We start from the raw sequence: 22,615 nt of genomic DNA on the forward strand, positions 1-22,615 counted from the left end.
AGGCCATGAATACAGAAAATCGTATCGTGATGACACTGGATGCCGGAGGAACCAATCTGGTATTTTCCGCTATCCGTAACAATGAAGAGATAGTAACGCCCGTACATCTGCGTTCGGAAGTGAATGATTTGGATGCTTGTTTACGGGTTTTGTTGCAGGGATTTAGTCAAGTAAAAGAAGCATTGACGGAAGAACCTGTGGCTATCAGTTTTGCTTTTCCCGGACCGGCCGATTATGAAGCAGGGATTATTGGAGATTTACCCAATTTTCCTTCTTTTCGGGGTGGGGTAGCTTTAGGTCCGTTCTTGCAGGAGCATTTCGGAATTCCTGTATTCATCAACAATGACGGTAGCCTGTTCGCTTACGGAGAAGCGCTTACCGGTGTTTTACCGGAAGTGAACCGCCAGTTGAAGGAAGCAGGCAGTTGTAAGCAGTATCATAACCTATTGGGAATTACATTAGGTACCGGATTCGGTGCCGGTGTGGTGATCAATGGCGAATTGTTGATTGGAGATAATGGTACTGGTGGTGATGTCTGGTGCTGTCGTAACAAGAAATATCCGGATTATATTGTTGAGGAAAGTGTGAGTATCCGGGCGGTTAAACGGGTATATCAGGAACATTCGGGTGATACTAGCGATTTGACTCCTAAAGATATATTCGATATCGCTGAAGGTTGTCGTCCGGGTAATCGGCAGGCTGCAATAGCAGCTTTTGAAGAACTGGGTGAAATGGCAGGCGAGGCCATTGCTTCTGCCGTTACACTGATTGACGGATTGGTAGTGATAGGAGGCGGTTTGTCTGGTGCTTCGAAGTATATTCTTCCGGCGTTGATGCGGGAATTGTCGGGTACAACAGGTATGATGAACGGTAATCGGTTTGCCCGTTTGCAGATGAAGCCTTTTAATCTGGAGAATCCGGATGAATTACGGGAATTCCTGAAAGGGCAAGTTACACAAGTACAAGTACCAGGAACAAATCGCTGGGTGGATTATGATCCTTATAAGCGTATTGGGGTTGCGATCTCTAAACAGGGAGCGAGCCGTTCCATTGCTTTAGGCGCTTATCAATATGCTTTGGCGAAATTAAAATAAGGATTGGAATCACGTGTAAACCGTAGGAAAGAGGTCTTTCTGGGACCTTGCACGACGTGCAAAATGCGAGAAAGACCTCCAAATCGCTTCTTGCAGACGTGCAAAATGCGAGAAAGAGGTCTAAATTGTTCCTCGCAGACGTGCAAAGTGCGAGAAAGAGGTCTAAATTATTCCTCGCAGACGTGCAAAGTGCAAGAAAGAGGTCTAAATCGCTTCTTGCAGACGTGCAAAGTCCGGGAACAGGGTCTTTCTGACGTTTTGCACGACTTGCAAAGCCCGGGAACAGAGCCTTTCCGATGCTTTGCTCCATTTTGATTTAGTTAGAAAATACAAAGAATCCAGTATGAAATCAATTTATTATATATGTATAATGTGTTTGGCTGTTTTGCAGGCTTGCGGAACTACCGCGACGAAAGGCGAAACTGCCGAAACTTTGACTTCCTATGTTGAACCGCGTATCGGAACCGCTCATTGCCGTTGGTTTCATTTTACGCCGGGCGCTATGCCGTTTGGAATGGCGAAACCGGGACCTTCAACAAACGGGCATTTGGGTAATGCTTCAGGATGGGAAGCTACGGGGTATGATTATCGGGAAAATTCGATTGAGGGTTTTCCTTGTTTGCATGAGTTTCAGGTCGGGGGAATTGTCTTGATGCCTACTACCGGAAAGCTGATAACTATTCCTGGCTTGCCAACCGATAGTATTAAAACCGGATATCGTTCGCATTTTGATCGGGCGAACGAAGTAGCTACCGCGGGTTATTATTCTGTATTGTTGGATGATTATCAGATACGGGCAGAAGTGACCGCTACTCCGCGTGTGGCTTATCAGCGCTTTCATTTTCCGAAAGGAGTAGACAATCACCTTTTGTTTGATATTGGAAACCGTCAGGGAGAAAGTGGTGCTGTAGCAGATGCTTTTGTTTCTTATACAGAAGACGGACGGGTAGAAGGTTGGGTGATTACCTTGCCGGAATATGTCAAGAAGTACCAGCCGGGAGCGCAAGTCCCTTTATATTTCTCGGCTGTATTGGATAAACAGCCATCATCGTTTGGTACGTTCCAGGGAGAGAAACAACAGCCGGGAGCAAGAGAACTCAAAGGGGTTGGTGCCGGTGTTTACTTGACATACGATTTTCCGGAGGCAGAATCTGTAACAGCTAAGATCGGTTTGTCTTATACATCTGTGGAGAATGCCCGTTTGAATTTAGAGGCAGAAGCAAAAGATCTTTCCTTTGATGAGGCAAAAGAACAGGCTCATCGGACTTGGGAAGAATACTTAGGACGTATCCGGGTGGAGACTTCTAAGCAAGAAGATAAGGTGAAGTTCTATACAGGTTTGTATCATGCGTTGTTGGGACGAGGATTGGCCAACGATGTTAATGGTGCTTATCCGAAGAATGATGGTTCGATAGGACAATTGGAAATGAAGGATGGAAAGCCGGTTCATAACATCTATAATACAGATGCCGCTTGGGGAGCTCAGTGGAATCTTTCCCAATTGTGGATCATGGCTTATCCGGAATATATTTCCGATTACATCAGCAGTCATTTACAGGCCTATGAAGATGCCGGATGGTTGGCTGATGGTCTGGCGAATAACCGTTATGTTTCTGGAGTGGGAACAAACCTGTTGCCTACGATTATTGCTGGAGCTTATGAATGTGGTATTCGGGACTTTGACACAAAGCTGGCTTATGAAGCTTGTCTGAAGAATGAACTGGATGGCGAGAATCGTCCTTTTGGTGCAGGGAAAGTCAATACAAAGGAGTTTGTTCAGTATGGTTATGTGCCACATGCAGATGAAGGAGAAGGATATCATGAGACTTTCATGTTCTCAGCGTCTCATACATTGGAGTATTCTTATAGTGCCTGGGCTGTAGCACAATGGGCTAAACAATTAGGAGATACGGCACATTATAATCAGTTGATGTATTTGTCCAAAGGTTGGGAACGCTTGTATGATCCGTCCGTAAACTTTATTCGTCCGAAAAAGAAAGACGGACAGTTTGTCGATAATTTCAATCCGATGCAAGTCTGGCGTGGCTTCCAAGAGGGAAATGCTTGGCAATATACGTTCTATGTTCCACATGATGTACAAGGACTGGTCGGTAAGGTTGGGGCTGATGTTTTCAATGCTCGTCTTGACAGTATCTTTACGGTTTCCCAGAAGATGATTTTCAGTGGGGGAAAAGAAGTCGGGGCTTTTGCCGGTCTGCAGACATTATATAACCAAGGAAATCAACCTTGTCTCCATATTTCATGGCTGTTCAATGAAGCTGGTCGTCCTTCGCTTACGCAGAAATGGGTACGGGCAATCTTGAATGAGTTCTATGGAACAGACGGTATTCATGGTTATGGATACGGACAAGATGAAGACCAGGGACAATTAGGTGTCTGGTATGTTATCTCGTCAATGGGCTTGTTTGATGTCAAGGGATTGACGGATTCACAGCCTTCATTCGGTTTAGGTGCTCCTTTATTTGATAAGATTACGATTCAATTGAATCCGAAATATTATTCCGGAAAAGAATTTGTTATTCAGGTCAAAGGAAATACGCCGGAGAATGGTTACGTTCAGCAATACCGGTTGAACGGGAAACCGTTGCATGAACCTCATTTACCTTTTGCTTCATTCGCGGAAGGTGGCGTTTTGGAGATGGAAATGGGTAGTCAACCCAAAGATTTGTATTAACGGTTAAATCAGATATTATGAATCAATCAAATTCCAAATGGACTATTTTCCCGATCCTGTTCGGTTTCTTTGTAATGGGATTTGTGGATGTTGTCGGTATTTCGACGAATTATGTCAAGCATGATTTCGGTTTGTCGGACACGTTGGCCAATCTGATACCGATGATGGTGTTCTTGTGGTTCGCTATCTTTTCTATTCCGACCGGTATGTTGATGGGACGGATTGGTCGACGAAATACGGTAGCGGTTTCGTTGGGTATCACTATTGTAGCGATGTTGTTACCTTTGTTTCTTTATGATTTTGCCAGTGTATTGCTGGCCTTTGCTTTGTTGGGAATTGGAAATACGATCCTTCAAGTCTCTTTGAATCCGATGGTAGCCAGCGTGGTCTCTCCCGGAAAAGTAACCAGTGTCTTGACGTTGGGACAGTTTCTGAAAGCAGTCTCTTCCTTTTTAGGTCCGCTGATAGCAGGGGCGGCAGCTTCTTTCTGGGGTGATTGGAAATGGATCTTTGCTGTTTATGCCGTGACAACCTTACTTTCTCTTACTTGGCTGTTGGCTGGTGTCCATGAAGAAGAGAAGAAGTCGGCACAAGCTTCAACCTTTGCTACGGTCTGCTCGTTATTCAAGGACCGATATATCGTGATGTTGTTTTTGGGTATTCTCTTTATTGTCGGGATTGATGTAGGCTTGAATACGACGATCCCCAAGTTGCTGATGGAGAAAACCGGTATGTCAGTGAGCGAAGCCGGCTTGGGTAGTAGCCTTTATTTCTCGGCCCGAACTATCGGCTCGTTTGTTGGTGCCTTTTTATTGGCAAGGATTGCGTCTGATCGTTTTATGCAATACAGTATGGGAATCGCCATTGTCGGGTTCATCTTGTTATTGGTTGTCGATAGCCTGTTATGGATTTCCATCCTGGTTGTGGTAGTAGGATTAACTTGTTCCAATGTATTCTCGATTATCTTTTCGTATGCCTTGCAACATCTGCCGGAACGCGACAATGAGATTTCGGCATTGATGATCATGGGCGTTTCAGGAGGAGCCTTGATTACTCCGTTGATGGGCGTATTGTCGGATGCCTTGGGACAAGTGGCAGGTTTGTCTTTATTACTCTTATGTTTATTGTACTTGGGGTGGATTTCTTTCCGTTTGCAGAAAAGGAAATAGTATTAAATCTGAGTGAAAGTATAAGAGCAGATTTGTAGAAGAAGTCAAAAGTAAATATGAAATAAACGAGAACCGAGAATGAATCCAACGAGGATTGTCTGCGGTTCTCGTTTATTTTAATAGCTGTTACTATAGGGAATAGATATAGGATATGTTCTATCAAATCCACCGTCGGTATTTGAGGGGAAGACGTTTTCTCCAGACATGATATGTAAATATGCAGATCAGGAATAGAGTTCCGAAAATACAGACGATGCCGAATAGTTCTTTCAGACTGGTCAACATGGTTTGTTGGGAAACCGTTATATAGAGATCCTTGATGGAGATTTGTGGCATCCAGTCTCGAATCCCGTCAATACGTCGGCTGAGCAATCCGATGTTTTCTTGTTGCAAGTGGCGCATCCAGCGGCTTAGAATAGCTGTTCCTAACGGAGTGGCAATACTGGTTCGGATAAAACTAAGTACACATAATCCTTGAAAGAAATGCTTGAAGGGAACACTCTTAGCTACATAAATGGTTAGAGATATGTAGAGAATACCGTGTCCGATTCCTTTCAGGAAATTGGGTAAATATAAACTTTCGATGTTTAGGTTTGGGTGGATCAGGAAATACATATAGTATTCATAAATCATAATGAAGAGGAATCCGACCGAAATCAGTAGCTTAAAACCTTTCCGTAAAATGACCTGCCGATAAAAGACAACGGCTGCTCCTGCCAAGATACCGACGAATACACACCAGTTTAATGATATGGCGTTGAGCGAATCGTAATGTAGAATAGCTGTCATGAATTGATTCTGTAGGACAGAAGAGGTTGTCAGAAAGAAACAAAGCATCAGAAACAGGAACAGGATTACTGGAAAATTACGGTAAGTAAAAACCTCTAATTCGATGTACGGACGTTTGAGTGTCAGCATCCGGTTTATGTTGATTAATAGGGCTACGACGGCAATGACGATACTGGCCCGGATTTCCATACTGTCGGTCCAGTCGTAAAACTCTCCGTAAATACAGATGAAAACAATTGCAAATAAGATAATACCCCATAACAGACCACCCATCCAATCGATACCATAAAGAGGCATTTTCTTTCTTGCCCGGAAAGGACGGGTAAATATCCAAACGCATGCCCAGACTATTAATAACATACCGATCACAAACCAGTGCATATAACGCCAGTTGGCCCAGTCGCTGATATGTGTAGCTACCAATCCTGATAATTGAATACTTTCCAGAACGATAATATAAATGACTGGATAGAAAACGGAAAAGTTCCCGGATGGAGTTACGCTAAGGCGCATGTTGGAGAAACATTCAAAGGTCCCCCACATACGGAAAAAACCGGATACCAGACAAACCAGAATGAATATCGGCAGACTGTTGACATGGAGTGTGATGAGGTTACAGATGATCAGTGCCGGACAAACCGTGAGGAAGATTCTTCGGGTAGTAAAACGGAATTTCAACCGGAACAAAATCGGGAAGATCAACGTCATCCCGATGAAAGAAGCATATCCCGCCATCATGACGTCTTCCTGAATGCAGCCCAGAGCACTCGACATCTGAACGGCCGTAGGAAGAAACACGCCTCCATTGAACTGGAATACCAAGGCGAAGAACATGGAAAGTGCCACGCAGACAGGAGTTGGCAGGTATTCCTTGAAATACATGATTCTGGGTCGTTGTTCAGCCATCCTTTCTCTCCTTTATTTTGATTGTGCATAGCATTCAACATTCATTCCAGCTCGCAGACGTTGTAGGTTCTCTGCCGAATTATTCTCCGTGAATTCGATACGTACCGGAATACGTTGTTCTACTTTGACGAAGTTTCCTGCCGAATTATCTTGGGGAATAAGTGAATAAAAGGAACCGGTTGCATCCGAGATAGAAGCTATCCGTCCTTCGTATTCCACATTCGGAATGGCATCTACCTTTACTTTGACGGTTTGTCCTTGTCTCATGTAGGTTGTTTGGGTTTCTTTATAATTCGCGATTACCCATTTTTCGGTACCGTCTACCAGGGTTACCAATGTCTGTCCTTGTTGTACCAATTCTCCTTCGTGGATATTCTTCCGTCCGGTAACGCCATCGGCTGTTGCCAGAATAATAGTATACGACAAATTTAGTTTAGCCAGATTCAAGGCTGCTTCTGCCAGTTTGATGGCCGATTCATTTTGTTCCAGGCGTTGCGTCTGTTCCTGTTTGATGAGCGAAGTGGATTGCTTTTGTCGCAATAATTGCTCGTATCGGGCTTTCGTAGCCTCAAAATCAGTCTTGACCCGATCAAACTGTTGAGGAGTAACGGCTTCTCCTTTCAGTAGTTCCTGATAACGTTTATAGTCAGTTTCCGCATTTTGTAAACGAATACGTTGTTCCTCTATGGCTGCATCAGTCACCAGGATGTTGTTTTGAGTCGTATTAATGGTCGTGAACATGGCACTTTTCCCAGCCAGAGCATTTTGATAATCGGCTTCAGCCTGTGCCACTTTCAACCGGTATTCGGTATCTTCGATGATGACTAATGTATCACCTTTCTTTACATTCTGATATTCTTCGAAGCAGATTTTCTTGATAAATCCTTGTACACGGGTACTGACAGGCGTCAGATGCTGTTGTATTTGTGCGTTATCGGTAAATTCTACATCATTCAGATAAACAAAACGGCCGCATACCCAGCTGATACCGGCAACTAAAACTAAGGCAATAAAGAAATTGGGGATAGCTCTTCTTTTATTCTTGATCATATACGTATGGATTTTAATCGTTGGTAATGAATGAATCGTGATATTTGTTCTGTTATAATGTGCCTACAATTTTCTTCAATAGAAAATACTGGTACAGAATGCCTACCTGGTAGTTGGCAAGTTGAAGCTCCATGTCGAGCTGCGTATTGCTGGCATCCAGCATGTCTGTAATTAAGGCCAATCCGTTGACATACCGTTGACGGACGATATTGAAGTTCTCATGTGCCAGCTGGACACTTTTCTTTTGGGTGCGTAAGCGGATATAAGCTTCCTGCAGATTGACATAAGCTTCGTGTACATTGTTCTCGAGTTCTTCTTCTGCCAGTTTCCGCTTTTCCTGCAACTTCATTAGTGTAATGTCGGCTTGTTTCAATTTACGCTTTCCTTTAAACAACGCATCAATATTGTATGACACGCCAACACCCATGAACCAATAGGTGAAGTTATTATTTAAAGGCGGTACCTCTATCAGAATAGGTCCGGATAGTTCGTTGGTTATCGAGAAAGAAATATGTGGACGACGTTCAGCCTTAATCAGATTTTTCTGGTTTTTACCTAACGCAATCTGTATGTCAGCCAGCTTCATGATCGGGGCTTCCTGAATACCTTCACTCCATGATTTTTCATCCCGTTCCTCTATCAATTGATGTTGCAGGTAAGCCGTATCAGGAACAATACGTATTCCTTCTTCCAATCCTAATGTTGTTACAAGTTCATGATTCAATACATTTAGCTTGTTGATAGTGGAAGTTTGCTTCAGTTCCAGATTCTGCAATTGCAGTTCATAACGGGTGATATCGCTTTTCAATGCTGTCCCTTGGCGATAGGCAGCCTGCATATCTTTTACCAACAGTCGGGTCTGTTCAATGTTCTTCTGATAGACCAGCTCTTGGTTGCGTAATTGGAACAAGTCCAGATAATATCCTGCCAGTAGGAAACGCAGATTTTGGCGGTTATCGAGGTATGTCTGCTCGGATATTTGTTTCTGTAGTTTGTTTTGTTCGATGCTACTTTTAATACCACCACCGGCATAGATGACTTGCTGGGCTTTGACTACAAAAGAATTTCCGAAATGGGGCATCTCTGCATGGATACCATTCGAGAAATCCCGGTCAGTCATATAGCCATCACCAATGTAAGATGCTTCTGCTTTGAGTGATAAAGAAGGCAGATATGCATTTCGTGCTACTTTAATCCCTTGTTCAGCCTCTTCAATAGCCAACTGATGCAGCCGGATGCTTTTGCTGTTCTCGTCTGCCAGCCTGAATATTTCGCTCAATGTAAGCACTCGTTCCTGTGCCGATGAACAAAGGGAAAATAAGATAAATAAAGAAGATGATACAATTCTTCTTGTCATTAAAAACGTACTACAACTTACCATAAGATAACCTCACAATCTCAAAATCAAACTTTTTATATGGAATAAACTTGCCCACTGGCAAATTTGTCAATCAAATTCTGCCTGTTCTTAATTTGACGGCGCAAAATTAAATGTTTACTTTTGTACAATATTTGAATATTCTGCAATATCCTTATCATTTTAAGCCAACACGAAAGAGATGAATAATGAACAGCATAATCAGCTAGCCCTGGTCCAAAAGTCTGCTCCGGAAGCGATTATAATCAAGAAAACGGGCTGGAAAGAAATTAATTTACATCGGCATTCTCATTCACAACATCAGATAATCTACACTTTATCAGGAACATTACATATACAGATCGAATCGACCAGTTATTTTATTCCTGAGAAGCATGTGGCTTGGATTCCGGCTTATGTAGAGCATGAACTAAGCAGTCGGAACCGGCAAGTTTCTTTGGTGGTTTATTATATTGGCTTGCCGGATATGGATGCTGCCGGAAATGTATTCTCTATTTATGCCATGAATGCTGTGATTGCAGAAAACTTGAAATACATAGGTTCTAAAGGTCCTGAGATCCGTTATGAGGAATCACCGGCACTGTATGATTTTACCCAAAGCTTTTTCCGTTTACTTCCTTCTATGAGTCCTTCTTCCGGTATTCTGTTGAAGACATTATTAATTCCTAATGACTCCAGACTTCATGCCGTATTGGATTATATGATGGAACATTTACATGAGAATTTACGGATTGAACGGGTGGCGAAAGACTGTGGTTTTTCAGTACGTAATTTAAGCCGTTTGCTGCATGCTTCCGGTATTCGTTTCAGTGACTATTTAAACCACCAACGTATTATGCGGGCCATCGAGCTTTTTGCTGATGGTGGCCGCACGCTACAACAGGTAGCTTATGAAGTGGGATACAGCACACCCAATCACTTTAATCGGGTGTTTAAGCAAGTGACGGGTGTTTCTCCCAGTACTTTTTTCCGGGGAAAATAAAGACTTTTCCCGGTATCAGAGTTTATGTCCTTCTTTCAGCTCTTCTACTTCCATTTTCTTTACCTTGCGGAAAAGATCGGATGCGAAGATAAAGTCATTTAATGCCTGATTGTCTGACGTAATGATGTCTTCTTTTGTTCCCTGCCATTCTTTGACACCTTCTTTGATGAATACGATATTATCTCCGATATTCATAACGGAGTTCATATCGTGTGTATTGATAACGGTTGTCATGTTGAACTCAATAGTAATGTCGTGAATCAGATCGTCGATCACCAAAGATGTTTTAGGGTCGAGTCCGGAATTGGGTTCGTCGCAGAACAGATACTTCGGGTTTAAGGCGATGGCACGGGCAATAGCGGCTCGTTTCATCATACCTCCACTGATTTCCGATGGATAAAGGTGGCCGGCTTCCGACAGGTTTACACGGTCCAGACAGAATTCAGCGCGCATTTGTCTTTCTTTGGTGCTGGCTTTCGAGAACATATCCAAAGGGAACATGACGTTTTCGAGCACCGTCATGCTGTCAAACAACGCCGAGCCCTGGAAAAGCATTCCCATTTCTTTCCGGAGGATCTTCAGGTCTTCTTTATTCATCAACGTAAGGTCACGACCGTCATACAGGATTTGTCCGCTGTCCGGACGCATCAATCCGATGATGTTCTTGATCATTACAGTTTTTCCTGATCCGCTTCGTCCGATGATCAGGTTGGTTTTCCCGTCTTCAAATACGGTACTGATATTTTTCAATACCGGACGGCCTTCAAATGATTTGGTAATGTTCTTTACTTCAATCATGATCAAGTCAACATTAAGTTCGTTAATATTACGTCGGCCAGCAGAATCATGATGCTACTCATCACGACGGCATTGGTACTGGCTTTACCAACTTCAAGTGCTCCTCCTTTCACATTATATCCAAAGTAGGCGGCTATGGAAGAAATGATAAAGGCATAAACCACCGATTTGATAATAGAATACCAGATATAGAACTGGTTGAAATAGAATTGCAAACCATATTCGAAAGCAGCCGGAGTCATGTTCGTTCCTGAAGAATAACTGGCTGCAATACCACCTAAGATACCGGTAAACATACTGAAGATAACCAGTACAGGAATAAATACCATCATTCCAACCATTTTAGGAAGAATCAGGAAGTTGGCTGAGTTGACACCCATGATTTCCATCGCATCAATTTGTTCGGTTACACGCATGGTTCCGATTTCGGAAGCAATGTTACTTCCTACCTTTCCTGCCAGAATCAGACACATGATGGAGGAGGAAAACTCCAGCAAGATAATTTCACGCGTAGTATAACCGATGGTAAACTTCGGAATCAGCGGTGAACTGATGTTTAATGAGATCTGAATGGCAATTACCGTTCCGATAAATACAGAGATGATAACCACAATCCAAAGAGAATCAACACCTAGTTTGTAAATTTCTTTGATAAGTTGCTTGAAGAACATGTTCCAGCGGTCGGGAATGGTGATGCTTTTCCGCATCAGCATGACATATTCTCCTACTTGATGTAATGCTTTTATCATTTTTACTCGAATTTCTTTTGTTGCAGAGGGCAAAGTTAGGGAAATATCCGGTATGGAAGTGTTGTTTGGCATGATTTATTTCTGTTTCTTTGCACAAAACTAATGAGAACGATGGCTGAAAATCAACAAATGGTACTTCGTACGGAAGACTTGGTGAAGAAATACCGGGCGCGTACGGTCGTGAATCATGTATCGATCAATGTCAAACAAGGCGAGATTGTCGGGTTGTTAGGTCCGAATGGCGCCGGCAAAACAACAACCTTCTACATGACAGTAGGATTGGTTACGCCCAATGAAGGTAAAATCTTTCTGAACGATATGGAAATAACCAAGTTTCCGGTATATATGCGTGCGCGCAACGGAATTGGGTATTTGGCACAGGAAGCTTCCATCTTCCGCAAAATGACTGTAGAAGATAATATCCGTTCAGTATTGGAGATGACCAATACAACGAAAGAATATCAGCGGGAGAAACTGGAGAGCTTGATTTCGGAATTTGGTTTGCAGAAGGTTCGGAAGAATCTAGGCGACCGTTTGTCGGGTGGTGAGCGTCGTCGTGCAGAGATAGCCCGTTGTCTGGCCATCAATCCGAAGTTTATCATGCTGGATGAGCCTTTTGCCGGTGTCGATCCGATTGCAGTACAGGATATTCAAACGATTGTGGCGCGTTTGCGTCATAAGAATATCGGTATTCTGATTACCGATCATAATGTATATGAAACATTGAGTATCTGCGATCGTGCTTATCTGTTGTTTGAAGGAAAGGTACTGTTCCAAGGAACGGCAGAACAATTGGCAGAAAACGAGATTGTTCGGGAAAAATATCTGGGTAGGGATTTCGTCCTTCGAAAGAAAGATTTATAATCAAATCATATTGGCTTTTTATCGTTTCACCCGGGTGATACGATCGTTCCACGGCTGTGATACGATCGTTCCACCTAGGTGAAACGGTCGTCCCACAAGGGTGGAACGATAAAAAATCAGGCAGAACCGGTCTTCTTTTTACCGATTCTGCCTTTTATATTCTTTTTAGGAGCTGATAATTTCTCAGGCATCAATACTGAGTTTCCGGATATATCGGATGATAAAGGCAAAGCCGATCAATGCTAAGATCGCCATACCTATATAAGGCCACAAGTGAGCATCCGAAATCTTGCCGCTGACCCATTCACTCTCTTTCCATTCACTGTCCGACATGGCGATAACACTGACGGCATTATTGAAGAAATGTGCCAGAACCGGCAGCCATATATTCCGGGTCCAGATAATCAGATAACCGAAGTAAGCTCCCAGGATCATACGCGGAATGAATCCGTAGAACTGCAGGTGGAAAGCACTGAAAAGAATGGCGCAAATCCAGACAACGGCGTGTTGGTTGGTTGTCCAGCGTCCGATGATCTGCTGTAAAGTACCACGGAAGAGGAATTCTTCGCAGACAGCTGCTGTCAGGGCTATAACAATCAGATTGGTGAATAGGGGAGAAATGCCTTCGCCTTCGATTAGCAGGTTGGTGAAATGCAAGGCCAAATCTTCCTGTTGTCGCATCCAATTCTCAAGAGGAGCAGCCCAAGCCGGTAGTTGCATGCTTTCATTAAGCATCGACGTCAGGCTGATAACCGGATTGAGAAGGATCATGCCGGCAACGACAAGGATCACCAATCGTCCGTCGGGTATTCCGTTTAATCCTAAATAGGCTTTCGGCTGATCACTGCATAGCCAGGCCGTAAGCAAGGCAGGAAGCAGGAAGGTTCCGACAGCCGTAATGAATTGAAATAGGCGCATCATATCCGGATGCTGTTCCATTCCGGTAGAAGTTCCGCAGATAAGCTGGAACAAACCCAGTCCGAATAAAGAAGACAACAGACTGCCGATAGCAATCAGCAGAACCAATAAGAAGAGCTGTCTGCTTGTTCGTTGGGTGGAAAATAAAGCTTTCATGTGTTTCTGATGTTTTTGTTGCCAAAGATACCAATAAACCCATACAGTAACAAATGCGAAAGTCTTTTTCGAAAGATGTGAGAATCAGGATAAATAACGGAAAAAGACAAAATATACTCGTATTTTGAATTATGGATCCATCGATTTATTTTGTAGCTTTGCAACTGAATCACTTAAACTTAATTATCATGAAAAGAGTAGGAAGTATTATTGGGGTAAGACCTGAAAAACTGGAAGAGTACAAACGCCTTCATGCAAATGTATGGCCGGGCGTATTGGAAATGATCAAAGCTTGCAACATCCGCAACTATTCAATTTACTACAAAGATGGGATGCTTTACAGTTATTATGAGTATGTTGGCAACGATTATGAAGCGGATATGAAGAAGATGGCTGCCGATCCCACCACACAAGAATGGTGGAAATTATGTAATCCTTGTCAGGATCCGGTAGCTACCCGTAAAGAAGGAGAATGGTGGGCTGAAATGGAAGAGGTATTTCACTTGGATTAAGATTTTATAAATGGACACGACTTTGTTGGCCGGAATTGGAATTATAGCCATCGGCGCTTTCACTTCCGGGAGTTTTTCCATGCCTTTTGAAAAGACAAAAGAATGGAAATGGGAGAATTATTGGCTTGCAGAATCATTTTCGTTATGAATTCAAGAGAAAGAGTATTGGCTGCGATTGCACATAAACAGCCCGATCAGGTACCGGTTGATTTGGGTTCTACACCGAGTTCTGGTATATCGGCTATTGCTTATTCTAATTTGTTAAAGGCTATCGGAAGAACCGATCTTCCGGTACAGATCTATGATGTTGTACAACAACTGGCACAGCCGGATATGTCGATCATCGATCGCTTTGGGGTTGATGTATTGGATATCGGACGTACGTTTAATACGGAAGAGAAAGATTGGCACGAAACAATCCTGGCCAATGGAGATAAAGCCTTTTATCCGATTCATTTCGACCCGGTGAAACAAGCCGACGGTTCTTATCACTGTTATGATGAGGATGGAAAACGATTGTTGGCCTTGATGCCTCAGGGTGCGACATTCTTTGATCAGTCTTACTTCCCTTATATCAATGGATTCCCAGAGAATTATGATACGTTGAACGAAGAAATGGGACGCGTACTCTGGTCTCGTTACGTACATAGTCCGTGGGATCATACTCAAGATCCGGATTTTTGGAAAACCCTGCGAGAAAAAACACTTCAGCTGAGAGCATCAACAGACAAGGCTTTGATGATTGTCTGTGGTTGTAACCTGTTTGAGTGGGGAACTTTCTTGCGACGGATGGATAATTTCCTGATGGATTTATTGTGTGAGCCGGATCAGGTAGCCCGGATGCTGGATCAATTGTTGGAAAGACATTTGGCAACGCTGGCTAAAGTTTGTGACTCTGTTGGTGATATTGTGGATATTATTCGCTTTGGTGACGACCTGGGTATGACTTCCGGTCCGTTTATGGATGTAGATACTTACCGTTCGTTGTTTAAACCTCGACACAAACAGCTGTGCGATTATGTGAAGACGCATAGCCAAATGCATACCTTTATCCATTCTTGTGGTTCGATCTCTTCGTTGATGCCTGATTTGATTGAGGCGGGTATTGAAATCTTCAATCCGGTACAAACAAATGCCCGTCAAATGGAACCGGAATTTCTGAAGAAAGAATTCGGACAAGACTGTACGTTCTGGGGCGGTGGTGTAGAAACTGTCGGCACGTTGAATAACGGAACACCCGAACAAGTGCGCGAACAAGTATTGGAACGTTTGGAAATTATGTCGGCCGGCGGTGGTTTTGTATTTAATACCGTTCATAATATTTTACCGGATGTTCCTCCTCAAAATATCTTGGCGATGTTTGATGCCGTCAAGGAATTTAATGGAAGAAAATAGTAAAAAGATAAATCCTATATAAAACCTTTTGGGAAAACAAAATTTTCATTGTTAAAATAAAGTTTTCCCAAAAGGTTTTATTTTATTCTGAATATTAGGAGATTGACAAAATTTAACCATCTAAAAGTTTTCCGAAATGAAAATCTATGGAGAATGAAACTATCTTTGTCGAAGTTTATTTCAATAGATTTTTTAATCGAGTAAGACATGATTCAGACTGTAGTCAAACGAGACGGACGTATCGTTGGTTTCAACGAGGAAAAGATAGCTACGGCTATTCGAAAAGCTATGTTGCATACCCAGATGGGAGAAGATATGCAACTGATCCGCCAGATAACGGACCGCATTTCTTTTAAAGGTGCGCCTCAAATGACGGTGGAAGATATACAGGATGCTGTAGAAATGGAACTTATGAACAGTAGCCGCAAGGATGTAGCTCAGAAATATATTGCTTATCGGAATCAGCGAAGCATTGCCCGGAAAGCAAAGACACGGGATATGTTTCTGGAGATTATCAATATCAAGTCGAACGATGTTACCCGCGAGAATGCTAATATGAATGCGGATACGCCGGCCGGTATGATGATGAAGTTCGCCAGCGAAACGACTAAGCCGTTTGTGGATGATTATCTGCTGAGCGAAGAAGTGAGAACGGCCGTTGAGAATAATTATCTGCATATTCACGATAAGGATTATTATCCGACAAAGAGCCTGACGTGTGTACAACATCCGTTGGATCGGATTCTGAGAGATGGTTTTTCGGCAGGACATGGTGAGTCTCGTCCGGCGAAACGTATTGAGACAGCTAGTATTTTAGGTTGTATTTCGTTGGAGACGGCTCAGAATGAAATGCACGGCGGACAGGCTATTCCGGCGTTCGACTTTTACCTCGCTCCGTATGTCCGTTATAGTTTGATTGAAGAAATCAAGGTATTGGAACAATTGACGGGGAATGATTATTCACATTTGTATCAGGCTCCGCTGGATGATTATCTGGATAAGCCTTTGGAAGGTTTGACTGGTGATGAACGCATCTTGCAGCATGCTGTGAACCGTACGGTCAGCCGCGTACACCAATCCATGGAAGCCTTTATCCATAATATGAATACCATTCATTCGAGAGGTGGTAATCAGGTGGTGTTCAGCTCTATCAATTACGGAACGGATACATCGGCCGAAGGTCGTTGTATCATTCGGGAGTTACTGAAAAGTACTTATCGAGGTGTAGGAAACGGGGAAACGGCCATTTTCCCGATCCAGATCTGGAAGAAGAAACGTGGTGTCAGTTATTTACCGGATGACCGGAATTACGATTTATATAAGTTGGCTTGTAAAGTGACAGCCCGTCGCTTCTTTCCGAATTTCCTGAATCTGGATGCTACGTTTAATCAGAGTGATGAGTGGAAAGCCGACGATCCGAAGCGTTATTTGCATGAGGTTGCGACGATGGGTTGCCGTACTCGTGTGTTCGAAAATCGCTTTGGGCCGAAAACATCTATCGGACGTGGAAATCTGTCGTTCTCGACCATTAATATTGTTCGTCTGGCGATCGAATGTATGTCTATAGCAAATCAGGACGAACGTATTGCTATGTTCTTCTCCAAACTGGACTATATGCTGGACGTAACAGCCCGACAGTTGCATGAGCGGATGGAATTCCAGAAGACGGCTTTTGCCAAGCAATTCCCGTTGCTGATGTCTTCTCTTTGGCTGGGGTGCGAGAAATTAAAACCGAATGATACGATCGCTTCTGTGATCAACCAAGGAACATTAGGCATTGGATTCATTGGTTTGGCAGAATGTCTGGTAGCATTGACCGGTAAACATCATGGCGAAGATGCTTTTGCGCAAGAATTGGGCTTGAAGATTGTTACTTACATTCGTGATCGCGCTAATCAGTATTCCGAACAGTATCAGCATAATTACAGTGTATTGGCTACTCCGGCGGAAGGACTTTCCGGTAAGTTTACGGCAAAAGACCGAAAGCAGTTTGGTGTGTTGCCGGGAATTACCGATCGCGATTATTATACCAACTCCAACCATGTCCCTGTATATTATAAATGTAGTGCCCGTCATAAGGCGGAAATAGAAGCTCCGTATCATGATCTGACTCGCGGTGGACATATTTTCTATGTAGAAATGGATGGAGACGCAACCCATAATCCGGAAGTGATTATGCAGGTGGTGGATATGATGGATAAGTATAATATCGGTTACGGCTCCGTAAACCATAACCGGAACCGTTGTCTGGATTGCGGCTATGAAAACTCGGCTGCCGAGTTGGAAGTCTGTCCGAAGTGTGGCAGCAAGCACTTGGATAAGTTGCAGCGTATTACAGGTTATCTGGTTGGAACAACAGACCGTTGGAACAAAGCCAAACTGGCTGAATTGAAAGATCGTGTCACGCATACAGACAAAGGAGAATAAGATGATCTCGGTATTAGATATTTTGGAAGATACGACAGTAGATGGTCCGGGTTTCCGGACCACTATTTATTGTGCCGGTTGTCCGAACCGTTGTCCGGGTTGTCATAATCCGGAATCCTGGAATCAAGGGAACGGACAAGCCATGGAAACCGAAGAAATCCTGGAACGCGTGCTGGCTGATGAGTTCGCCAATGTTACTTTCAGTGGCGGAGATCCGATGTATCAGGCAAAAGGTTTTACCGAACTGGCTCAAGCCATCAAGGCGAAGAGTAATAAGAATATCTGGTGTTATACCGGTTATCTGTTTGAAAACCTTGTGAAAATGCCGGATCAGAAAGCTCTACTCGAGCAGATTGACGTGTTGGTGGACGGTCCGTTTATCGAATCCCAGAAAGATGAGGATTTGTTATTCCGGGGAAGTTCCAACCAACGTCTGATCGATGTGCAAGCTTCTTTGCAAGCCGGTGAAGTGGTACTTTTTCCGTATGATCCGTTTGAATTATAGAAGCTTCCCAAAATACGCCGGCTTTTGATCAAAACACGCCGGGAATTCATCAAAAGCCGGCGTGTTTTGAATCATTCCTAGTAGGAATTAAAAGCGAAACTAACGAGAATCATTTTCGATTCCCGTTAGTTTCGTTTTCGTTTTTAAGAAGTCCTTATTTCATCTACTGATAAATTCGAAAAACAATCTTTCATTATTTTACTATCTATTTGTATCTCTGTTGGTTTTGGTGATTCAAGGGCGAAAGAACGGACAATCATTTGATCTTTTATTTTTGTATCAAGGCAAAGTTCGAATGCTATCTTGTTTTTTGGATGAAAAACCTTATCTTTGTGCATCCCGCTATTGGGACAAAACATTTTAAGAACCTTTTCTATGAGAAAAAGCGTATTTATCAATCCGTTTGTGGATCGTGGTTTCAAGATTCTGTTCGGACAGGAATCAAGTAAGGAGTTATTAATCGAGTTAATCAATGATTTATTGGAAGGCGAGCACCATGTAGAAGACCTTTCTTATATGGATAAGGAAGATCCGAGTGAGACAACCGACGGTCGGGGTGTTATCTTTGATTTACTTTGTAAGGATCAGGACGGGACAACTTTCATTGTAGAGCTGCAAAATGCCCGGCAAACTTATTTTTATGAACGGGCATTGTATTATCTTTGTCGTATGATCGCCTCACAAGGTAAGAAAGGGGAATCTTGGGAATTTGAACTCGTACCGGTTTATGGAATCTTCCTGCTGAATTTCCGGTCAAGCAAAACGGATAAAGTCCGAACAGATTTGGTGATAGCCGATCGTGAAACCGGCGAACAAAAGAGCCGGAATTTCCGGGAAATCTTTATCGAATTTCCCTTATTCAACAAGACAGAGGCCGAATGCGAGACGCCCTTGGATTACTGGTTATATAATTTGAAACATATGGAACAGTTGGAACATTTATCATTCAAAGGTCAGAAAGCCTTGTTTAACCGCTTGGAAGAGTTGGCTCGTATCGCCAATATGAACAAGAAGGAACGGGCAGAATACGAGGCTGCCCTGAAAATATACCGGGATAATGAGAATGTTGTTACGACGGCAAGGAGAGAAGGGAAAGAAGAAGGAATAGCAATTGGTGAAGAGAGAGGCGTACTTAAAACCGCCCGCTTGATGAAGCAGAACGGAGCTTCCGTTGAATTCATTAAACAATGTATAGGCATGACCGAAGAAGAAATCAAGAATCTATAAAGTGCAAATAAGTAGAATAGATGAATCCCTGTTGCCTATTTGGGGCGACAGGGATTTTTCAGATGCTCGGCATATAAATGTATATATGGGCCTGTGTATTGCGGGTCAATGATGAATGAAGAAAGTGATTTTACGTCTGTCATCGTAATTCCGCCAACGGGTTTATTTACTTCATCAAGACAACTACCGGATTATCTTCTGTCGTGATTCCTTTCAAGGCTTTTACTTCTTCCGGAAGTTCTGCAACATCCGGATGTTCTTCAAACCATTCAGCTATTGTTTCGGCCGGAATTATCTGGGCAAATTCTCCGTCGGCTGTCACAAAAGTAGGTTGTAAGGGCAAGAATCCGTTTAGGTCATTTTCTAGTCCTTCTTCATAAGCAGCCACCTTTACTTCTCCGGTTTCCTTCAGATAAAGCGCATTGTAGGCTTTTCGTTTGTCATTATCAAATAAATCGACAAGGAATCGTAACCAAAGGATACGATCGTTCTCCTGAACTTCCACCGGATAAATAGCATGATCTTTCTGTATATCATATCGATCTTCCCGCTTCCACGTCATATCTCCGAAATCAAATCGCCGTTCAGGTAATAACCCTTCTTTCGTCACCTGATAAATGGTATCATTAAAGTGTTCGCGGAAATATAACTTCTCTCCAACATGCCAAAAGGAATGTTCGCCAACAATAACCGCCAGATGCTTCTCTTTGTCGAACTCTATATTCAACATCTGCCGACCGCCTAAGACATCTACTATAAAATCGTACCCCACGCTATTCGAGAAATCCCCATTATGACCACTAACTTTCTCATTGTTTGTCGGAAAAGTAGCGATCCGCGTTGTATCCTGGAAAAGAATGATGCGATCCGGTTTTTCGTTCGTCGCCGGCAGATGTTTCACCAACATTTGTGCATCCAGATAATCCATCGATTCTATACCAAACAAGCCCCGATTTGTTTCAATATCTTGGGTTGTTCCCACAAATTGACCATTTACATGGTAAATACTAAAATCCTTATTCCCTCGGTTGAAATAAAGATACCCGCTTGCGGCATTAAGCCAGCCGACCAAATCAGAACAACCCTCCGGATCGTTACCGATGTGTCCAATCAAATGAAGAAACCACCCATCTCCTTTGCTGAAAGCATAACACTGTTCTTGTGGTGAAGAAACGATCAGGAGATCTTTATAAACACACAATTTAGGATTATCTCCCACTAGTACACTGTCGTTTGTTTCCAAAGGAACATATCGGACTGTCTGAAAATAATCAGATACCTTTAGCTTAGTCAAATTTGCATAGGCCTTCCCGACAGAAATAGTTTCCAAACTTTCTATCTTTGCTGAAGGTGAGTTACAACTCAACAACATCCCACAGCCTATAGTCAGGATGTAACAAAGCATATGCTTCTTCATGTCTTAGATTATTTAACCCGTTGTCGGAATTCAATTTGCGCATATTTAACGCTGCTAATGGAGCTCTTGTTTTATACCTGTGGAACTGTAGCAGCAACTGGTTTTTGTGGTGTTTCATTATTTTTAGCGAGTGAAACTAAACCACCCATGGCTCCTAGATTCATGGTATCAAGGGCAGAGCTTGGAACAATCACCATTGAACCTTTTTCTTTGAGTCCTTCAAACAACATATTCATACCTCTTAGGTGAAGTGCAACCGGATTGTCGGTATATTTCCGGCTGGCTTGTGCAAACTTCTCGGCAATCTCAGTCTCGGCAGTTCCTAAGATGACACGGGCTCTGCGTTCTCGTTCGGCCTGTGCTTCTTTACTCATGGCCTCAGCCAAATCTTTCGGAATAGCAATGTCTTTGATTCCGACGGTCTGACAAGTAATCCCCCAAGGATTGGTATTCCGGTCTAATACCTGTTGCAAGTCTTCTGCAATTTTATCACGTTCCTGTAGCAGTTCCGACAATTCATGTTTGCCGATTGTGTCTCTCAGTCCGGTTTGGGCAATGTGTTCGATAGCAGTTTGATACTGTTGAACTTCCAAAGCAGCCTTTTCTACATCCCATACAGTCCAGTACACAACGGCATCCACATTGACCGGAACGGTATCTTTCGTCAATGTCTGTTCGGCTTTGAAAGCACTTACCCGGACGCGTTGGTCAATATAAGTCGATACGGAATCGATAATCGGAATAATCATAAAAGGGCCAGGACCTTTTAATCCTTGATATTTACCCATGCGAAGAACAACTGCCCGATCCCATTGGTCTGCGATATGAATAGACGATGCGAGTAAAGCAGATGCTAAAATACATAAGAACAAGATGAGTCCGCCGAAGATATTCAAACTGTATAAAGCGATTGATATTACCAGCAATATCAAAAAGACGGTGGTTGAAATAGGATTGATCCATCCTTTGTTCATTAAATTAGTTGTTTCCATATAGCTTATTATTTATTGGTTATTTCTATTCGTTTTAATTCCTGTATCATGTCTTCAATGGTGAAGCCATATTGTAGAGCCACCATAGAGGCTTGCTGGCAGATATCTTTCAGTTTGTTGCTCTTTTCTTCTTCCGAAATGACTTGTTCGGTTTGATTGATAAATGTGCCAGTACCTTGTTGTGTCTCCAAGATCTTTCGGATTTCCAATTCTTTGTATGCTTTGGAAACCGTATTCAAATTCACTTTCAATTCTACCGCTAACGCTCGAACGGTAGGTAATTGCTCGCCTAACTTTAACTGTCCGGAAGCAATTCCAAATCTGATTTGGTCTATAATCTGGCGATAGATAGGTACGCCTCCGGAATAATCAATTATAAACTTAATCATACCCTTAATGAATTATCTTTATATTGTACTATTTGTATAGTACAAACATACAGTATAGATAGATGGAAACAAATATTTCGTACAGGAAATGATAGGGAAATGATATTTATTAACAGAATAGGAGGCGTAGAGAGTAAATTGAAATACTTTTTCACACCTGATTCTCCACAGATTCCAATAGGGACAAATAGATAATCAGGTAT

Annotated in this window: 19 protein-coding genes; 10 read left to right on the forward strand and 9 right to left on the reverse strand. The window is 42.8% G+C overall.

Features of this window, described 5'->3' with window-relative positions:
• The first annotated feature begins 5 nt into the window (after nucleotides 1-5).
• The 3 genes from MUN53_RS10315 (at nucleotide 6) to MUN53_RS10325 (ending at nucleotide 4,958) form a co-directional block, all read left to right on the forward strand.
• Nucleotides 6-1,094, forward strand: a complete 1,089-nt coding sequence (locus MUN53_RS10315) for an ROK family protein (RefSeq protein ID WP_243325347.1) — start codon at nucleotides 6-8, stop codon at nucleotides 1,092-1,094.
• Between the two features lie 343 nt (nucleotides 1,095-1,437).
• The gene (locus tag MUN53_RS10320; RefSeq protein ID WP_243325348.1) at nucleotides 1,438-3,789 is read left to right on the forward strand and encodes a GH92 family glycosyl hydrolase; all 2,352 of its coding nucleotides are present in this window, start codon (nucleotides 1,438-1,440) and stop codon (nucleotides 3,787-3,789) included.
• Nucleotides 3,790-3,806: 17 nt separating this feature from the next.
• A complete protein-coding gene (locus MUN53_RS10325; RefSeq protein ID WP_243325349.1) occupies nucleotides 3,807-4,958 on the forward strand; it encodes an MFS transporter in 1,152 nt (383 codons plus the stop codon).
• 159 nt (nucleotides 4,959-5,117) lie between these two features.
• Here the strand turns inward: MUN53_RS10325 and MUN53_RS10330 are convergent, their stop codons facing one another.
• The 3 genes from MUN53_RS10330 to MUN53_RS10340 are packed head-to-tail and all read right to left on the reverse strand — an operon-like array spanning nucleotide 5,118 to nucleotide 9,060.
• Complete coding sequence (locus MUN53_RS10330; protein ID WP_243325350.1) at nucleotides 5,118-6,653, reverse strand: efflux MFS transporter permease; 1,536 nt, start codon at nucleotides 6,651-6,653, stop codon at nucleotides 5,118-5,120.
• A gap of 12 nt (nucleotides 6,654-6,665) precedes the next feature.
• A complete protein-coding gene (locus MUN53_RS10335; RefSeq protein WP_243325351.1) occupies nucleotides 6,666-7,703 on the reverse strand; it encodes an HlyD family secretion protein in 1,038 nt (345 codons plus the stop codon).
• Nucleotides 7,704-7,755: 52 nt separating this feature from the next.
• Nucleotides 7,756-9,060: a TolC family protein gene (locus tag MUN53_RS10340; RefSeq protein ID WP_243325352.1), complete on the reverse strand. Its 1,305-nt coding sequence runs from the start codon at nucleotides 9,058-9,060 to the stop codon at nucleotides 7,756-7,758.
• Between the two features lie 202 nt (nucleotides 9,061-9,262).
• On the opposite strand from MUN53_RS10340, the gene MUN53_RS10345 reads away from it, so the two are divergent.
• Nucleotides 9,263-10,063 (forward strand): AraC family transcriptional regulator, encoded by an 801-nt coding sequence (locus tag MUN53_RS10345; protein ID WP_243325353.1) that lies wholly within the window; start codon nucleotides 9,263-9,265, stop codon nucleotides 10,061-10,063.
• Nucleotides 10,064-10,078: 15 nt separating this feature from the next.
• Here the strand turns inward: MUN53_RS10345 and MUN53_RS10350 are convergent, their stop codons facing one another.
• Both MUN53_RS10350 and MUN53_RS10355 read right to left on the reverse strand, forming a co-directional pair.
• The gene (locus MUN53_RS10350; protein WP_022454520.1) at nucleotides 10,079-10,861 is read right to left on the reverse strand and encodes an ABC transporter ATP-binding protein; all 783 of its coding nucleotides are present in this window, start codon (nucleotides 10,859-10,861) and stop codon (nucleotides 10,079-10,081) included.
• A 2-nt stretch (nucleotides 10,862-10,863) separates the two neighbouring features.
• On the reverse strand, nucleotides 10,864-11,610 hold the full coding sequence (locus tag MUN53_RS10355; protein WP_243325354.1) for an MlaE family ABC transporter permease: 747 nt from the start codon (nucleotides 11,608-11,610) through the stop codon (nucleotides 10,864-10,866).
• A 111-nt stretch (nucleotides 11,611-11,721) separates the two neighbouring features.
• Here MUN53_RS10355 and lptB point away from each other — a divergent pair, with 111 nt between their 5' ends.
• Complete coding sequence (gene lptB, locus MUN53_RS10360) at nucleotides 11,722-12,474, forward strand: LPS export ABC transporter ATP-binding protein (protein WP_022454522.1); 753 nt, start codon at nucleotides 11,722-11,724, stop codon at nucleotides 12,472-12,474.
• A 183-nt stretch (nucleotides 12,475-12,657) separates the two neighbouring features.
• Here the strand turns inward: lptB and MUN53_RS10365 are convergent, their stop codons facing one another.
• Nucleotides 12,658-13,548, reverse strand: a complete 891-nt coding sequence (locus MUN53_RS10365; protein ID WP_243325355.1) for a CPBP family intramembrane glutamic endopeptidase — start codon at nucleotides 13,546-13,548, stop codon at nucleotides 12,658-12,660.
• A 188-nt stretch (nucleotides 13,549-13,736) separates the two neighbouring features.
• On the opposite strand from MUN53_RS10365, the gene MUN53_RS10370 reads away from it, so the two are divergent.
• From MUN53_RS10370 to MUN53_RS10390, 5 genes are all read left to right on the forward strand, one after another.
• Nucleotides 13,737-14,060, forward strand: coding sequence for an L-rhamnose mutarotase (locus MUN53_RS10370; protein ID WP_243325356.1), 324 nt, complete (start codon nucleotides 13,737-13,739; stop codon nucleotides 14,058-14,060).
• 144 nt (nucleotides 14,061-14,204) lie between these two features.
• The gene (locus MUN53_RS10375) at nucleotides 14,205-15,455 is read left to right on the forward strand and encodes a uroporphyrinogen decarboxylase family protein (RefSeq protein WP_243325357.1); all 1,251 of its coding nucleotides are present in this window, start codon (nucleotides 14,205-14,207) and stop codon (nucleotides 15,453-15,455) included.
• Nucleotides 15,456-15,662: 207 nt separating this feature from the next.
• The gene (locus tag MUN53_RS10380; RefSeq protein ID WP_243325358.1) at nucleotides 15,663-17,882 is read left to right on the forward strand and encodes an anaerobic ribonucleoside triphosphate reductase; all 2,220 of its coding nucleotides are present in this window, start codon (nucleotides 15,663-15,665) and stop codon (nucleotides 17,880-17,882) included.
• A gap of 1 nt (nucleotide 17,883) precedes the next feature.
• Complete coding sequence (gene nrdG / locus MUN53_RS10385; protein ID WP_243325359.1) at nucleotides 17,884-18,387, forward strand: anaerobic ribonucleoside-triphosphate reductase activating protein; 504 nt, start codon at nucleotides 17,884-17,886, stop codon at nucleotides 18,385-18,387.
• Nucleotides 18,388-18,762: 375 nt separating this feature from the next.
• Complete coding sequence (locus MUN53_RS10390) at nucleotides 18,763-19,614, forward strand: Rpn family recombination-promoting nuclease/putative transposase (RefSeq protein WP_243325360.1); 852 nt, start codon at nucleotides 18,763-18,765, stop codon at nucleotides 19,612-19,614.
• A 166-nt stretch (nucleotides 19,615-19,780) separates the two neighbouring features.
• Here the strand turns inward: MUN53_RS10390 and MUN53_RS10395 are convergent, their stop codons facing one another.
• The 3 genes from MUN53_RS10395 to MUN53_RS10405 form a co-directional block, all read right to left on the reverse strand.
• Nucleotides 19,781-21,031: a DUF4934 domain-containing protein gene (locus MUN53_RS10395; RefSeq protein WP_243325361.1), complete on the reverse strand. Its 1,251-nt coding sequence runs from the start codon at nucleotides 21,029-21,031 to the stop codon at nucleotides 19,781-19,783.
• Between the two features lie 71 nt (nucleotides 21,032-21,102).
• A complete protein-coding gene (locus MUN53_RS10400; protein WP_243325362.1) occupies nucleotides 21,103-22,023 on the reverse strand; it encodes a slipin family protein in 921 nt (306 codons plus the stop codon).
• A gap of 8 nt (nucleotides 22,024-22,031) precedes the next feature.
• The gene (locus MUN53_RS10405) at nucleotides 22,032-22,412 is read right to left on the reverse strand and encodes a GntR family transcriptional regulator (protein WP_022455766.1); all 381 of its coding nucleotides are present in this window, start codon (nucleotides 22,410-22,412) and stop codon (nucleotides 22,032-22,034) included.
• Between the last annotated feature and the right edge of the window lie 203 nt (nucleotides 22,413-22,615).

Origin of the sequence: Parabacteroides faecalis, assembly GCF_022809355.1 — a bacterium.
In the GTDB taxonomy this organism is placed as follows: domain Bacteria; phylum Bacteroidota; class Bacteroidia; order Bacteroidales; family Tannerellaceae; genus Parabacteroides; species Parabacteroides faecalis.

Coding starts and splice junctions, on each gene's coding strand:
- nrdG (WP_243325359.1), top strand. CDS start 17,884: ATGATCTCGGTATTAGATATTTTGGAAGATACGACAGTAGATGGTCCG.
- MUN53_RS10325 (WP_243325349.1), top strand. CDS start 3,807: ATGAATCAATCAAATTCCAAATGGACTATTTTCCCGATCCTGTTCGGT.
- MUN53_RS10350 (WP_022454520.1), bottom strand. CDS start 10,861: ATGATTGAAGTAAAGAACATTACCAAATCATTTGAAGGCCGTCCGGTA.
- MUN53_RS10340 (WP_243325352.1), bottom strand. CDS start 9,060: ATGACAAGAAGAATTGTATCATCTTCTTTATTTATCTTATTTTCCCTT.
- MUN53_RS10405 (WP_022455766.1), bottom strand. CDS start 22,412: ATGATTAAGTTTATAATTGATTATTCCGGAGGCGTACCTATCTATCGC.
- MUN53_RS10400 (WP_243325362.1), bottom strand. CDS start 22,023: ATGGAAACAACTAATTTAATGAACAAAGGATGGATCAATCCTATTTCA.
- lptB (WP_022454522.1), top strand. CDS start 11,722: ATGGCTGAAAATCAACAAATGGTACTTCGTACGGAAGACTTGGTGAAG.
- MUN53_RS10335 (WP_243325351.1), bottom strand. CDS start 7,703: ATGATCAAGAATAAAAGAAGAGCTATCCCCAATTTCTTTATTGCCTTA.
- MUN53_RS10355 (WP_243325354.1), bottom strand. CDS start 11,610: ATGATAAAAGCATTACATCAAGTAGGAGAATATGTCATGCTGATGCGG.
- MUN53_RS10320 (WP_243325348.1), top strand. CDS start 1,438: ATGAAATCAATTTATTATATATGTATAATGTGTTTGGCTGTTTTGCAG.
- MUN53_RS10370 (WP_243325356.1), top strand. CDS start 13,737: ATGAAAAGAGTAGGAAGTATTATTGGGGTAAGACCTGAAAAACTGGAA.
- MUN53_RS10390 (WP_243325360.1), top strand. CDS start 18,763: ATGAGAAAAAGCGTATTTATCAATCCGTTTGTGGATCGTGGTTTCAAG.
- MUN53_RS10380 (WP_243325358.1), top strand. CDS start 15,663: ATGATTCAGACTGTAGTCAAACGAGACGGACGTATCGTTGGTTTCAAC.
- MUN53_RS10315 (WP_243325347.1), top strand. CDS start 6: ATGAATACAGAAAATCGTATCGTGATGACACTGGATGCCGGAGGAACC.
- MUN53_RS10365 (WP_243325355.1), bottom strand. CDS start 13,548: ATGAAAGCTTTATTTTCCACCCAACGAACAAGCAGACAGCTCTTCTTA.
- MUN53_RS10375 (WP_243325357.1), top strand. CDS start 14,205: ATGAATTCAAGAGAAAGAGTATTGGCTGCGATTGCACATAAACAGCCC.
- MUN53_RS10330 (WP_243325350.1), bottom strand. CDS start 6,653: ATGGCTGAACAACGACCCAGAATCATGTATTTCAAGGAATACCTGCCA.
- MUN53_RS10345 (WP_243325353.1), top strand. CDS start 9,263: ATGAATAATGAACAGCATAATCAGCTAGCCCTGGTCCAAAAGTCTGCT.
- MUN53_RS10395 (WP_243325361.1), bottom strand. CDS start 21,031: ATGAAGAAGCATATGCTTTGTTACATCCTGACTATAGGCTGTGGGATG.